Source organism: Caballeronia sp. GACF4 (assembly GCF_023631025.1).
Lineage (GTDB): Bacteria > Pseudomonadota > Gammaproteobacteria > Burkholderiales > Burkholderiaceae > Caballeronia.
In genome coordinates, this window is the sequence record NZ_JALQDW010000018.1 from 135,051 (window position 1) to 147,327 (window position 12,277).

At 62.1% G+C, this 12,277-nt stretch carries 14 protein-coding genes; 10 read left to right on the forward strand and 4 right to left on the reverse strand.

Going from position 1 to position 12,277, the window contains the following annotated elements:
• The first annotated feature begins 2 nt into the window (after positions 1 to 2).
• Together NCR40_RS15705 and NCR40_RS15710 are read left to right on the forward strand one after the other, a co-directional pair.
• Entirely contained in the window at positions 3 to 2,123 is a 2,121-nt protein-coding gene (locus NCR40_RS15705) for a peptidase domain-containing ABC transporter (protein ID WP_250510278.1), read from the forward strand.
• On the forward strand, positions 2,116 to 3,465 hold the full coding sequence (locus NCR40_RS15710; RefSeq protein WP_250509916.1) for a TolC family outer membrane protein: 1,350 nt from the start codon (positions 2,116 to 2,118) through the stop codon (positions 3,463 to 3,465). Before NCR40_RS15705 ends, NCR40_RS15710 begins: the two co-directional genes overlap by 8 nt.
• On the opposite strand, the gene NCR40_RS15715 is transcribed toward NCR40_RS15710, so the two are convergent.
• Positions 3,462 to 4,034, reverse strand: a complete 573-nt coding sequence (locus NCR40_RS15715) for a TetR/AcrR family transcriptional regulator (protein ID WP_250509917.1) — start codon at positions 4,032 to 4,034, stop codon at positions 3,462 to 3,464. The genes NCR40_RS15710 and NCR40_RS15715 overlap by 4 nt on opposite strands.
• Positions 4,035 to 4,141: 107 nt before the next feature.
• Here NCR40_RS15715 and NCR40_RS15720 point away from each other — a divergent pair, with 107 nt between their 5' ends.
• Complete coding sequence (locus NCR40_RS15720) at positions 4,142 to 4,609, forward strand: nuclear transport factor 2 family protein (RefSeq protein WP_250493231.1); 468 nt, start codon at positions 4,142 to 4,144, stop codon at positions 4,607 to 4,609.
• Between the two features lie 13 nt (positions 4,610 to 4,622).
• Here NCR40_RS15720 and NCR40_RS15725 read toward each other — a convergent pair whose 3' ends face one another.
• Positions 4,623 to 5,645 (reverse strand): transporter, encoded by a 1,023-nt coding sequence (locus tag NCR40_RS15725; RefSeq protein ID WP_250493232.1) that lies wholly within the window; start codon positions 5,643 to 5,645, stop codon positions 4,623 to 4,625.
• A gap of 247 nt (positions 5,646 to 5,892) precedes the next feature.
• Here NCR40_RS15725 and NCR40_RS15730 point away from each other — a divergent pair, with 247 nt between their 5' ends.
• From NCR40_RS15730 to NCR40_RS15740, 3 genes are all read left to right on the forward strand, one after another.
• Positions 5,893 to 6,216 carry a hypothetical protein gene (locus tag NCR40_RS15730; protein WP_244828535.1) on the forward strand — a complete coding sequence of 108 codons (324 nt, stop codon included), beginning with the start codon at positions 5,893 to 5,895 and terminating at the stop codon, positions 6,214 to 6,216.
• Positions 6,217 to 6,298: 82 nt separating this feature from the next.
• Positions 6,299 to 6,745, forward strand: coding sequence for a response regulator (locus NCR40_RS15735; RefSeq protein ID WP_250466710.1), 447 nt, complete (start codon positions 6,299 to 6,301; stop codon positions 6,743 to 6,745).
• Positions 6,746 to 7,067: 322 nt separating this feature from the next.
• Positions 7,068 to 7,346, forward strand: coding sequence for a hypothetical protein (locus tag NCR40_RS15740; RefSeq protein WP_244828532.1), 279 nt, complete (start codon positions 7,068 to 7,070; stop codon positions 7,344 to 7,346).
• 136 nt (positions 7,347 to 7,482) lie between these two features.
• On the opposite strand, the gene NCR40_RS15745 is transcribed toward NCR40_RS15740, so the two are convergent.
• The gene (locus NCR40_RS15745; protein WP_244828531.1) at positions 7,483 to 8,442 is read right to left on the reverse strand and encodes a chemotaxis protein; all 960 of its coding nucleotides are present in this window, start codon (positions 8,440 to 8,442) and stop codon (positions 7,483 to 7,485) included.
• Between the two features lie 355 nt (positions 8,443 to 8,797).
• Here NCR40_RS15745 and NCR40_RS15750 point away from each other — a divergent pair, with 355 nt between their 5' ends.
• The 3 genes from NCR40_RS15750 (at position 8,798) to NCR40_RS15760 (ending at position 11,281) form a co-directional block, all read left to right on the forward strand.
• A complete protein-coding gene (locus tag NCR40_RS15750) occupies positions 8,798 to 9,241 on the forward strand; it encodes a CBS domain-containing protein (protein WP_250466713.1) in 444 nt (147 codons plus the stop codon).
• A 190-nt stretch (positions 9,242 to 9,431) separates the two neighbouring features.
• Positions 9,432 to 10,442 (forward strand): diacylglycerol/lipid kinase family protein, encoded by a 1,011-nt coding sequence (locus NCR40_RS15755; RefSeq protein WP_250509918.1) that lies wholly within the window; start codon positions 9,432 to 9,434, stop codon positions 10,440 to 10,442.
• On the forward strand, positions 10,439 to 11,281 hold the full coding sequence (locus NCR40_RS15760; RefSeq protein WP_250509919.1) for a metallophosphoesterase family protein: 843 nt from the start codon (positions 10,439 to 10,441) through the stop codon (positions 11,279 to 11,281). Before NCR40_RS15755 ends, NCR40_RS15760 begins: the two co-directional genes overlap by 4 nt.
• A 42-nt stretch (positions 11,282 to 11,323) precedes the next feature.
• On the opposite strand, the gene NCR40_RS15765 is transcribed toward NCR40_RS15760, so the two are convergent.
• Positions 11,324 to 11,731 carry a PPC domain-containing DNA-binding protein gene (locus NCR40_RS15765; protein ID WP_244828521.1) on the reverse strand — a complete coding sequence of 136 codons (408 nt, stop codon included), beginning with the start codon at positions 11,729 to 11,731 and terminating at the stop codon, positions 11,324 to 11,326.
• Positions 11,732 to 11,863: 132 nt separating this feature from the next.
• Here NCR40_RS15765 and NCR40_RS15770 point away from each other — a divergent pair, with 132 nt between their 5' ends.
• Entirely contained in the window at positions 11,864 to 12,253 is a 390-nt protein-coding gene (locus NCR40_RS15770) for an MAPEG family protein (protein ID WP_244828519.1), read from the forward strand.
• Positions 12,254 to 12,277: the final 24 nt, after the last annotated feature.

Below are 12,277 nucleotides of genomic sequence, written 5' to 3' on the forward strand. Positions count from 1 at the left end.
TGGTGCGGGTTATTTATCAGAATGAAGTGGCCGAATGCGGCTATGCGTGTCTGGCCATGGTGCTGTCGCATCTCGGCCGGGCGACCGAAGTACGCGAGTTGTCGAGCTACAAGCCCATTTCGGCGAACGGGCTGAGCTTGATGGACCTGTACGATGTCGCCACCGATTTCGGCCTTGCGGTGCAGGCATACCGCTTCGATCCCAACGATCTCTCGCAGGTCAAGAGGGGCTCGCTCATGCATTTCGGCGGCTCGCACTTCGTGGTGTTCGAAAAGGCGAGTCACGGCTACGTGCGCGTGCTCGATCCGGCAAGCGGCCGCCGGCGTATCTCGATGGACACGTTCCGCTCCGCCGTCTCCGGCTTTCTGCTGGAGTTCGCGCCTACGCCGCAAATGCCGCGCATCCGCGCGAAATCGCGCGTGCCCGCAGCGTTGAAGCGCGTGCGCGCACTTAATCCGGACCTCACGGCGCTCATCGCCAAGGTGCTGTTCGTCGCGCTCGGCAGTCAGTTCGCCATTCTCGCCGCGCCGTACTTCGGCAATCTGGTACTCGACTATGTGGTCGCCGCGGACAATCGCAACTTGCTGAACGTGCTGATCATGACGTTCGCAAGCATCTTCGTGCTTGGCGCGCTGAGCGAATTCGTGCAGAAGTATCTGACCGAATTGCTCTATAACGTCACGCAGATCAACATGACCGAAGGGCTGATCGGCCATTTGCTGCGCAATCCCATGTCATGGTTCGAGAAGCGTCACGTCGGCGACGTCTTCGCGCGCGTGAAGGCGCAGGACGAGATCAGCGTGTTCGCCACGCGCTCCGCCATTTCCTTGCATATCGATCTGGCAGTCGGCGCACTCGCGCTCGTGCTCATGTTCATTCAGAGCCGCCAGCTTGCCGTGGTCGCGCTCGTCGTTTTCGCCGTGTATGTGGCGGTTGCGCTCAGCATGTTCGCGGCCATGCGCGACAATCACGCGCTCGTGCTCGAAACCTCGGCCCGTTGCGACGACTCGCTGATCGAGACCATCCGCGCGGCTTCGCTGCTCAAGCTCGCGCAAGGCGAGACCCGCCGCACGGCTATCTACATGACCGTCTACAAGGCTTACGCAGCGGCGCTTCTCAAGAGCAGCCGGCTGACCTGCACGCGCGACGGCATGCTCAAGCTCGTCAATTATGCCGATACCATCATCATCACGTATCTGGCGGCGCGTCTCATGCTGGGCGGCAAGGTGTCGGTCGGCGTGTTCTATTCGTTTCTGATCTACAAGTCGCTGATGTCGGAGCGCTTTGCGAGCGCCATCAACGCGATGTTCCAATACTTCATGCTGAGCGTGCCGACCGCGCGGGTGGACGATATCGCCGAGAACGAGAACGAACGCTATACGCCGCTCGCGGATGCGCAGCGTGCCACCGAAGTGCGTCATTTCGAGCGTATCGACGTGCGCGATGTGACGTTTAGCTATGGCATTTCGGACCAACCGGTTCTGAAGAACGCGAGCTTCGAAGTGCGCAAGGGTGACAAGATCGTCATCACGGGGCCGTCGGGTAGCGGCAAGTCCACGCTCTTCAAGTTACTGTCGGCGGCCGAGCCGTTGCAGGAAGGGCATATCGCGCTCAACGACATCGCCTGGCCGAATCTCGCCGTCGATGAAATCCGCCGGCATCAGGCGCATATGCGTCAGGGCGACATCATCCTGCACGGATCGATCGCGGACAACATCACGCTCTTCACGGGCCAGGCGGACGAGGAGCGCATCCACAAGCTGCTCGACGACGTCGGCTTGTTACCCGACATCATGCGTTTGCCAATGCGAACGCGCACTGTCATCAGCGACACCATCGCGAATATATCAGCGGGGCAGCGGCAGCGTCTGTTGCTGGCGCGCGCGCTCTATCAAAATCGCGAGCTATTGCTACTCGACGAACCGACCTCGAATCTCGATCCTGCATCGGTGAAGCATATCGCCGGGTTGTTGCGCAATCTCGATCGCACCGTCGTCGTGATTACGCACGATATGTCGCTGGCTTCGGCTTTCGATACGCGCTATCGCTTCGAGGATGGTGGACTCGTGCGCGAAGGCCAAGCGCCTGTGGTTGCGACGCCGGAAGAAGAAGCTCATGCATAAATCGTTGAAGCGCAGCTTGCTGCTCGGTATGTTGATACACGCGTCGTTCGCCCATGCCGACGATCTCATGGCGGTCGTTCAACAATCGCTCGGTCACGACGCCGAATTCGCGCAGGCGCGCGCAAGCTTCGAGGCCGCGAAGCAAGCGGTGCCGATCGCGCGCGCCGCATTGCTGCCGCAAGTCGGAGGCGGCTGGGGACGCGCGTATAACCGCATCGTCATGGACGGCTTTCCGCGTCAGGACTATTGGCAGAACGGCTGGATGGTGACCGTCTCGCAACCGCTCTTCGACTGGAGCAAGTGGACCGCGTATCGTCAGGCGGATTTCACGGTGGCGCAAGGCGCGGTGGACTTCGCGGGGGCGCAACAGGCGTCGATCCTTCGCGCGGTGCAGGCTTATTTCGATGAACTCGCCGCGGAAGACGAGCAGAAGCGCACGGCGGACTATCTCGCGGCCATCGACTTGCAGCTCGATCAGGTGCGTCGCAAGCGGGCGGCGGGTGAGGCCACGCTCATCGACCAGCGAGAAGCCGACACCGCGCGCGAACAAGCCCAATTGCAGCAGGCGGATGCGCAGGAAGATGTATCGACGAAACGCCGCGCGGTCGAGCAAGTCACCGGCCAGCCGTTCTCGGCGTTACTTGCGTTGCCCCCAGGCATGACCTTGCCCGCCCTTTCCGACGGCGAAGAGTCGTGGACCGAGCAGGCGAAGGCGTCCAACTATTCGGTACAGTCGAAGCAACTCGGCTGGGAGATCGCGAAGTTCGATACCGCGAAGGCGCGCGCCGCGCATTATCCCGTCGCAAGCATTACGGGCACTTATCAGCCTGCGGGCGCTGCATCCGGCTACTCACGGCCTACGACTACCACCACGGCCATGTTTCAGGTGCAGATACCGCTGTTCTCGGGCGGCGAGGTTCAGGCGCGCGTGAAGCAGACGCTCGCGCTCGCGGACAAGGAGGAGCAGGCGTATCTGCTGGCATCCAGGCAAGCAGAAGCGTCCGCGCGCGACAACTTTGCTCGCTATACGCGTCAACGGATTCGGGTGGATTCGCTCACGCATCTCGTGCAATCCTCGCGAGACACGCTGGATGCCACGCAGATCGGCTACAAGGTCGGCAGCCGTTCGGGCACGGATGTGCTTCGATCCATCGACGCGCTTTACACCGCGCGCCGTGATCTGCTGCGCTCTCGCTACGATGCCATCGTCGCGTTCCTGAAACTGAAGGCCGATGTCGCGACCTTGAGCACGAACGATATCGAGGCCATGAACGCGAAGTTGTGTTGCAGCGCGCAGACGGCGCTCACGGAATCGGCGAAAGCGAGCGGCGGGTCGTTCTAGTCCGCGCTCGCTCCGCGTTTCACCGCTCGCACCACGCGTGCGAGCGCCTTCAATGCATCGGCGGGGGAGTCGGCGAATTGCGCGGCGACTATGGCGCCATCCACGGCGAGCGCCAGCGCTTGTGCATCGGCCTTGGCTGTGCGCGATGCCGGCATGAGTGCGCGAATTGCCGCTGTCATATCCCGCTTGTGCCGCCGCGCGATATCCACGGCCGGCGGCAACGTGCCGCCCACTTCCACCACCGAATTGATGAACGCGCAGCCGCGATACGTGTCGCCGCCGAACCACTCGGCAAGCGCGGGCACGAGCGCTGAGAGCGAGCCGCCGTGACGCGCGAGCGCGTCGCGAAACCACGTCATCCAGTTCTCGTGACGGAACACCAGGAACGCGACGATCAGATCGTCCTTGCTCGGAAAATAACGGTAGAACGTTTTCTTCGCGACGCCCGATTCCGCGATCACCCGGTCAATGCCGGTCGCGCGAATGCCGTCGCGATAGAAGAGATCGTGAGCCGTTTGCAGGATGCGCGCGTCGGGCGTGAGTTCCGTGACTTCGTTATGCGTGTTCATGCAATCGATTGTAGACAGGTTCGTCTACCTGCGCTAGAGTAGGCCGCAGGTAGACAGACCTGTCTCCCTATATCGACTACACGTCAGAGCGCAAAGGAGAGTTCGCCATGGAAAGCAAACCGCCGTTCCCGCCGTTTACCGCCGAAACCGCCGTGCAGAAAGTCCGTGCCGCCGAAGATGGCTGGAACACGCGCGACCCGAAGAAAGTCGCACTGGCTTATAGCCAGGACACCCGCTGGCGCAATCGCGCGGAATTCGTCGACGGGCGCGCTGCCGTGGAAGCGTTCCTGCAGCGCAAGTGGGATCGCGAACTGGACTATCGACTCATCAAGGAACTGTGGGCGTTTACGGGGAATCGCATTGCCGTGCGTTTCGCTTATGAATGGCACGACGATTCCGGCCACTGGCATCGCAGTTATGGCAACGAGAACTGGGAATTCAACGAGGCGGGTCTCATGACGCACCGCCACGCGTCGATCAACGACTTGCCGATTCGGGAAGCGGATCGCAAATATCATTGGCCGCTCGGACGCCGGCCGGACGACCATCCCGGCCTGAGCGATCTCGGCTTTTAACACGCGCGTACGCTCACATGTTGCGACGGCGGCGAAACGCCCACCATCCCGCGAGCACGGTAAAGCTCGCGACGATCAACACGAGCAGCCAGAAGCCGTGATGATTTTCCGCGAGCGGAATGCCGCCCACGTTCATGCCGAAAAAACCCGCGACGATATTGATCGGCAACGCGAGCACGGTCACGAGCGTCAGTGTGAACAGCGTGCGATTGCTCTGCTCGTCCATGCGCGTCGCGATCTCTTCCTGCAAGAGCTTGATGCGCTCGACGAGTCCCGCGAGATCGTTGAGCACGAGCGAAAATTCCTCGGTGGCGTCGCGCAATTCCTGAATGTCCTGCGCGTGCAGCCAGCGCGGCGGACGCGCAAGCAGCCGGAATACCGAGCCCGGTTCCGGCGCGAGCAGGCGTTGCAGCCTGACGAGCACGCGTCGCAACGCGCCGAGATCCGAACGGCTCGTGGGCGAATGCAGCGACAGAAAGCGGTCTTCTATGCCGTCCACTTCCACGCTCGTGCGCCGCACGATCTGCACGAGCAATTCCGCCTGATCGCGCAGCAGATGCGCGAGTAATTCCGCGGGCGAACGAAACAGCTCGCCACGTCGCACCGATTCGCGCAGGGAGTCCACGGAACGCAGCGGCTTCATGCGCGCGGTGACGAGAATCTTGTGATGCGTGTACGCCCACAAGGTGGCGATCTCGGACGGCGTCAGTTCGAAGTTGAAGATCACATCGTTGATGACGGCGAACAACGCGCCTTCCTTATGCTCGATGCGCGTCGAGTGCGAGCCTTCGCTGAGCGTCTCGAAGAACGCGTCGGGAAGGCCGAGCCGCGTGCGCATCCAGCGTTCGCACGCGCTATTGGCGAGATCGAAGTGCAGCCAGATGAATTCCTTCGACGTATCGTCGCGGGCGAGCCAGGCGCTCGCGGTGTCGGCGTCGATGGCAACGCCCGGCTGGTCGAGATGAAACCGGAAGCCGCAGACGAGGCCGGAGAAGTCGGAGCCGTAGGACGGTCTATGCAGGGTAGCGGGATTCATGCGGGCGGTCGGTGGCAGTGGCTAAACGGCGTCATCGATATCGACTGGCGTGACAGGGCGGCAGGCGTTAGTGTGCCATTGCTCGCGCGTCTGTCGATTGGGGCGCGCGAGCCAGGTTCTTCATACCCGTGCAAATATGGCTGTCACAAAGCGGGCGTATCATGGCGCAACGCAAGAAGGGCGCGGCGCGCCCTCGCATCGGACGATATCGACGCGAATCATTTGCCCAAACCGGGGAGAGGCAAGAGTGGACGACCGTGATGAACTGGATGGCGATACGCAAACCACGGCAGCAGGCGTGGTCCGGCTGGCTTCGGTGATCGCTGTTCTCGTGCGCGAAGGCGCGGTGGATACGCGCTTTGGCGGCAAGCTTTTCAAGCGGATCGACAAGGAAGCCCGGCGCGTGGCGGAGAACGAAGAAGCGGAGCGGGACGCGGTTTTCGCCGCGCTCGGCGAACTCGATCTGGCCTTGCGTCAGCACGACGCCGCATCGCTCGTGGAAGCAAACGCGCGCCTGCGTGACCGCGAAGAAGTGGTCGCGGGCAAGCGTCGCAAAAGCAAAAAAGACTGACCGCGCACGCCAAGAAGCGGCGGCGCGCGTCTCTGGTCCGAAACCTGCTGGCTGTTCGGCAAAATGAATTTGCCGGATTGCCATGCCTCTGACTTCGCTGACCTCGTCTTCTCAACCGTGTTCGCTGTGGACCAACCGCAGCGTCGACGTCGACCGTAAGCAATGGCGCATTCTTATCGTGGATGACAACGCCACGAGCGCCGAGGCACTCTCCGCCGCCTTTCTCGCCGATGGCTTCGAGACGCGCGTCGCGCTCGGCGGCCTGGAGGCGCTGCACGCGGTGGATCGTTGGAGCCCGCATATCGTCATTCTCGATATCACCATGCCCGAGCACGACGGTTTCGCCACCGCCCGTGTCTTGCGCCGCGTGGCTCAGACGCGCGACGCCGGGATCATTGCGTTTACCGCGCTCGGTGAAGAACTCGTCAGGACGCAAGGGCTTCACGCCGGTTTCGACGGTTATTGCCAGAAGGGCAGTTCGCCGGCCGCGCTCGTGCGGCTCATCGAAAAGCTCGTGCAGGTGCATTGAGAGATAACGCCGGAAATCAGCCCGAGTTACCCGTCTATTGCACGCTCGTGCGATAAATAATCGTTTTGCCCCCGCTAAACAAAGCTCGCGCCGCTGCTGGACTGCATCGTCCGCAAACCCTTATCCGAAAAGGCTGCTCAGAACTTAAGCACAATCGTGCTGCCAGCGATTGTTGGTTCAGCGTGAAAAGTGTATTGAAAGATATCGAGATAAAAAAACGATAGTAGGGGTATACACTGCATTTCATCGACGTAGCAGACAGTTTCTCGCAAGACCGCTGCGGCGCTTTCTGATTGAACGTCAACCGTCTTTGGAGCTCACCATGAAACGCAATCTTATCGCTACTCTCTTGATCGCCGCTTCCGCCACGCTCGCAGCACCCGCATTTGCAAGCGGCTACGGCCCGGCTCCGTTCTACCGTCCGGCAGTCGGCGCGCCGAGCTCGCAACAAGGCCCGAGCGCACAAACCATTGCTGCTGAAGAAGCGGCTCATGGCGACAACCGCGCTTTCGGCGGTTCGCGTGACTCGCTGGCTCAATCGGGCAATCGTGCGCAAGCCAACGGCGACAACAACGCAAACTCGGTTTTCTTCGGTCACTGATCGAAGCAGTCCGGCCGGATTATCATTCGGCTAAACGGACTGACCAGTACGCAATAAGCAAAGAAAACGGCGCCCGGAGAAACAGACTCACAAGGTCTGTTATCTCGGGCGCCGATTTCGTTTGATCGCTCGGTTTTCAGGCCGCGTTGGCCAATGCGCCGCGCATGACGGTTGCGAGTTCGGAAGCCTCGAACTTTGACACATACGCATTCGCTCCGACTTTGCGAACGTGCTGCTCGTTCGCGGAACCCGAAAGCGACGAGTGGATCACCACCGGAATATGCTGCAAACCGGATTCCGCCTTGATCCGCCGCGTGAGCGTGAAGCCATCCATTTCCGGCATTTCCAGGTCCGTCAGCACGAGCGCGATCTGATCCGACACTTCCGTGCCGTCCTTCTGCGCCTTTCTGAGCGCCGATTCCAGCACGTCCCACGCTTCCTGACCGGTCTTGGTCATGACGAAGGGCACGCCCATCGCGGTGAGGCTCTGTCCGATGAGCGAGCGCGCCACGCCCGAGTCGTCCGCGGCGAGCACGCGCGCGCCGGGCTTGAGCCGCAGGCGGCCCGTGCTCTCCTCGGTGATATCCGATTCCTGCCCCGGCAGCACTTCCCGCACGATGCGCTCGACATCCAGCACTTGCGCAAGACGCGATCCGTCGACGTTGCCGTCCAGCCGCGCGAAGCTCGTTACCGTGCTGCCGCCCGAATGCGATTCCGCCGACAGCACCTGATTCCACTCCAGCCGCACGATGTCATCGACTTCCTCGACCGCGAAGCCCTGCGTGGTACGCGCGAACTCGGTGACGAGCAGGATCTTCGGACCGTTTTTCGGCCGGCATCCGGTGATGCGCGCCAGATCGATCACGGGAATGATCTGCCCGCGAATGTCGGCGACGCCGAGAATTTCCGCGCTCGATCCCGCGACAGCGGTGATCGTCGGCATCGCGAGAATCTCGCGCACCTTGAACACGTTGATGCCGTAGAGCTCGCGCTGTTCCGAACCCGGCGCCTCGCCGAGCCTGAACAGAAGCAGCTCGAACATGTTGCTGCCCGCGAGCCGCACGCGCTGCTCGATATCCTGTTGTGAACTGCTCACCTTTGTCATCTCCATGAGCGGCGCCTCATTGCGCCGCTTGATGCGCGCATCGCGGCGCGCGTGTCTGATTAGCGGCACGAATCGACAAAACTGAAGGCGACGCGCCATGCGCGCGCAAACGCAAGTCCAGCGGGCTTGCACAAACATGCGAGCGGACGGGCGCATATCCGCGAGCCGGGGTTGATCTATACTTTTTCCACGGTCGGACTTTCGCCGATGCAGCCGGTCACTTTTAAGCCCGCGCTACATGTCGCACGACGAGCTGCCTCGCCCGTTACGCGCAACATCGGTTCCGCACAACAAAAGCGCGTGTTCATCGGCCGGTGAGCCGCGCGAAGCCAGACGGAGGCGCTCGATGGCAACAGTCGCACAGGTACTCAGTTCCAAACCCGATCAGACGGTCATCACGATCGCGGCAACTGCATCGGTCTACGATGCAATCAGATTGATGGCCGACCGCCATATCGGCGCGGTGATCGTCACGGAGAACGAGGAGATCGTCGGGATCGTGACCGAGCGCGACTATGCGCGCAAGGTCGTGCTGATGGACCGTTCGTCCAAGCAGACGCCGGTGCGCGACATCATGACCTCGCACGTGCGTTACGTCCGCCCCGACCAGACCACGGACGACTGCATGGCGCTCATGACGGAAAAGCGCATGCGCCATTTGCCGGTGATCGACGACGGTAAGCTGACCGGCATGATTTCCATCGGGGACTTGGTGAAGAACATCATCTCCGAGCAGCAGTTCACCATTCAGCAGCTCGAGTACTACATTCGCGGCGGCGAACATACCTGATCTGCCTTGAGCGATGGCGCACGCTTGCGCGTGCGTCTCGTCATGCAGCTGTAAGCATTTTGTTATGATTCGGCAGATACTCGCCGGGCTTAGTTGCGTGCGTGTCGGCGGGACGTGGCGTCTTAAGCGCGCTTCCACGGCACGTCGGCGGCCAGGCGGGACGAATCGCACGATGCCAGGAGCGCTGCCGATGACCCCGACCGCCACACCCGTCATACCCGCCGAACCTGCTCGAGGCGCGGAACAAGGGCAGACACTTGCGCCGCACGCGCCGTTTTTTATCGTGATGAACGCGGGATCGGGCCGCAAGCAGGCCGACGAAACCCGCGCCGTGCTGGACCGCGAACTTGGCGCGGCGGGTCGGCGCTTCGAAATGTGCGTCGTCGATGACCCCGGCCGTCTGCCCGCCGCCGCGCGCGAGGCGGCACAACTGGCGTTCGATCAAGGCGGCGTGCTGGTCGGTGCCGGTGGCGACGGCACGCTATGCGCCGTGGCGGAAGCGGCGCTTACGCGCGGCGTGCCATTCGCGGTGCTGCCGCGCGGCACGTTCAATTACTTCAGTCGCGATCACGGTATTCCCGCCGATCTCGAGCTTTCCACCCGCCTGTTGCTCGAAGCGCGCGTATTTCCCGCGCAGGTGGGCTACGTGAACGGCCAGATGTTCATCGTCAATGCGAGTCTCGGGCTTTATCCCAAGCTGCTGGAAGATCGCGAAACCTACAAGCAGCAATTTGGCCGCAGCCGTCTGGTCGCGCTGTGGTCCGCGCTCAACACGCTATTGCGGCGGCATCGGCATTTGCGGCTGCATATCGAGCATGAAGGGCAAGTGCGCGACATCCGTTCATCGACGCTCTTCGTCGGCAACAACCGGCTGCAACTCGAACAGATCGGCATGGCCGAAGCCAGCGCACTGGAACATGGCTTGCTTGTGGCCATTGCGCCGCGTCCGGTCGGGCGGCTCGCACATCTGTTCCTGTCCTTGCGCGGCGCGGCAGGGCGGCTAGCCGACTCCGATCACGTGACGAGTTTCACATTCGAGCGCATTACGGTGACGCATCCGTCCGGACGACGCCGTCGCGTGAAGATCGCAACCGATGGCGAAGTGGCGTGGCTGCAGATGCCGCTGGAATTCCGCGTTTCCGACAAGCCATTGCTGCTGCTCAAACCCGAGCCGGTCGTGGCCGAAGCCAATCGCTCATGAACGTTTTGCTGCAAATATCCGATCCGCATTTCGGCACCGAACGCCCGACGGTGGTGGCGGCGCTCTTGCGGCTTTCCGATGCCATCTCGCCCGATCTAGTCGTCGTCTCGGGCGACATCACGCAGCGCGCGCGGCGGTATCAGTTCGCGCTGGCGGGCGCGTTCTTCGATGCCCTCGGCACGCGGCCCCGGCTCGTCATTCCCGGCAATCACGACATTCCGCTCTTCAATCCGCTCGCGCGGCTTTTTCGTCCGTATGCGAATCATCAGCGCGTGTTCGGCGCGGAGCTCGAGCCGTCGTTCGAATCGGACACGCTGCTCGTGCTCGGCGTGAACACCACGCGTCCGTTCCGTCACAAGGACGGCGAAATTTCGATGCAACAGGTCAAACGCGTTTCCGCGCGGCTCGAAGCCGCAAGCGCGAAGCAATTGCGCGTGGTGGTCACGCATCAGCCGGTTGCGGTCACGCGCGCGAAAGACGAGGCCAACCTTCTGCATGGACACGAGCGCGCCGTGCAGCGCTGGGCGCGCGCGGGCGCCGATCTCATTCTCGGCGGGCACATTCATCTGCCCTACGTGTTGCCGCTGCACGATACCTTCGCCGGCCTGCCGCGCAAGCTGTGGGCGGTGCAGGCGGGCACGGCGCTGTCCCGGCGCACGCGCGGGACCATCGACAATTCGGTGAACGTGATTCGCTACGACGGGTCATCGGGTACGCGCAGCACGACCGTCGAGCGCTGGGACTATGTGGAAAAGAGCGAGCGCTTCGAGCTAATCGCGCGTCACGATCTCGCGCTGGATAGCGCCGCCGCCGAACCGGCAACAGTCGCATCCGCCTGATCGACGCTCTTGGAGCGCTTCGTGCTGTTGCAACTCAGGAAGCTATGTACGCCGGATGACGAGTTCCGCGAAACCTGTCGCGGGATCGTGCTCACGCGTGTAGCGTTCGTCCGGCAACTTTGCGATCAGCACTTCCGCCGTCGTGCGCACGATGCATCCCGCCGTGACGTGGCCGCCGAAGACGCGGCCATCGGCATCGGAGATGCTCATGTGCAGATGCGGCCCATCCGCCGATAGCGATCCCGCCAGCGTCAAGATTTCGAGGTCGCCGCGCAGAACGGTTGCCTCGTCGCGCCCGGCATAGCGCAAGGCAGCCACGCTCAAGCTGCCAATGCCTTGCAGGACGAACGCCGCGCCCGCTTCTTGCGCGCTTTTTTGCGAGCGAACTGCGAGATCGAGCGCGAGGCGCAGGTCATCGCCGGGAGAAAGACGCAGGGTAAGCGTGTGCATGGAAGATTCGCCGCGAGCGTGAGCGTGAGAACGAGCGTAAGTAGAAGGAATGCCAACAAGCGTACACGTTCGCACGGCCCGATGGCATGATGGACCGTCGCTTGCATCGCCAACAAACCGATTGGAGACGCCATGAGTTTCGAACTGACGATGCTGGCCTGGACGCTCATCCTCGCTCTCGTGCAAGTGCTGTTGCCCGCGTTCTTGCGCAACAAGGAGACGGGCCTCAGATACAACGCCGGTCCGCGCGACGGCCCGGCGCCGCCGCCGCGCAAGCTCACCGGGCGTCTGATGCGAGCGCAATCGAACCTTTTCGAGACCTTGCCGATCTTCGCTGTCGCGGTGCTGATCGTGCATGTCGCCGGGCGCGAAAATGCGCTTACGCACTATGGCGCGCTCATGTATTTCGTCGCGCGCCTGTGCTACGTGCCGCTTTATGCGGGCGGTGTGCCGTTCGTGCGCTCGCTGGTGTGGCTCATTTCCATCGTGGGTATCGTGTTATTGCTCGTGCCCATCATCTGACGCGTGATTGAAACGTGATCGACC

Coding starts and splice junctions, on each gene's coding strand:
- NCR40_RS15710 (WP_250509916.1), top strand. CDS start 2,116: ATGCATAAATCGTTGAAGCGCAGCTTGCTGCTCGGTATGTTGATACAC.
- NCR40_RS15715 (WP_250509917.1), bottom strand. CDS start 4,034: ATGAACACGCATAACGAAGTCACGGAACTCACGCCCGACGCGCGCATC.
- NCR40_RS15720 (WP_250493231.1), top strand. CDS start 4,142: ATGGAAAGCAAACCGCCGTTCCCGCCGTTTACCGCCGAAACCGCCGTG.
- NCR40_RS15725 (WP_250493232.1), bottom strand. CDS start 5,645: ATGAATCCCGCTACCCTGCATAGACCGTCCTACGGCTCCGACTTCTCC.
- NCR40_RS15735 (WP_250466710.1), top strand. CDS start 6,299: ATGCCTCTGACTTCGCTGACCTCGTCTTCTCAACCGTGTTCGCTGTGG.
- NCR40_RS15740 (WP_244828532.1), top strand. CDS start 7,068: ATGAAACGCAATCTTATCGCTACTCTCTTGATCGCCGCTTCCGCCACG.
- NCR40_RS15750 (WP_250466713.1), top strand. CDS start 8,798: ATGGCAACAGTCGCACAGGTACTCAGTTCCAAACCCGATCAGACGGTC.
- NCR40_RS15755 (WP_250509918.1), top strand. CDS start 9,432: ATGACCCCGACCGCCACACCCGTCATACCCGCCGAACCTGCTCGAGGC.
- NCR40_RS15760 (WP_250509919.1), top strand. CDS start 10,439: ATGAACGTTTTGCTGCAAATATCCGATCCGCATTTCGGCACCGAACGC.
- NCR40_RS15765 (WP_244828521.1), bottom strand. CDS start 11,731: ATGCACACGCTTACCCTGCGTCTTTCTCCCGGCGATGACCTGCGCCTC.
- NCR40_RS15770 (WP_244828519.1), top strand. CDS start 11,864: ATGAGTTTCGAACTGACGATGCTGGCCTGGACGCTCATCCTCGCTCTC.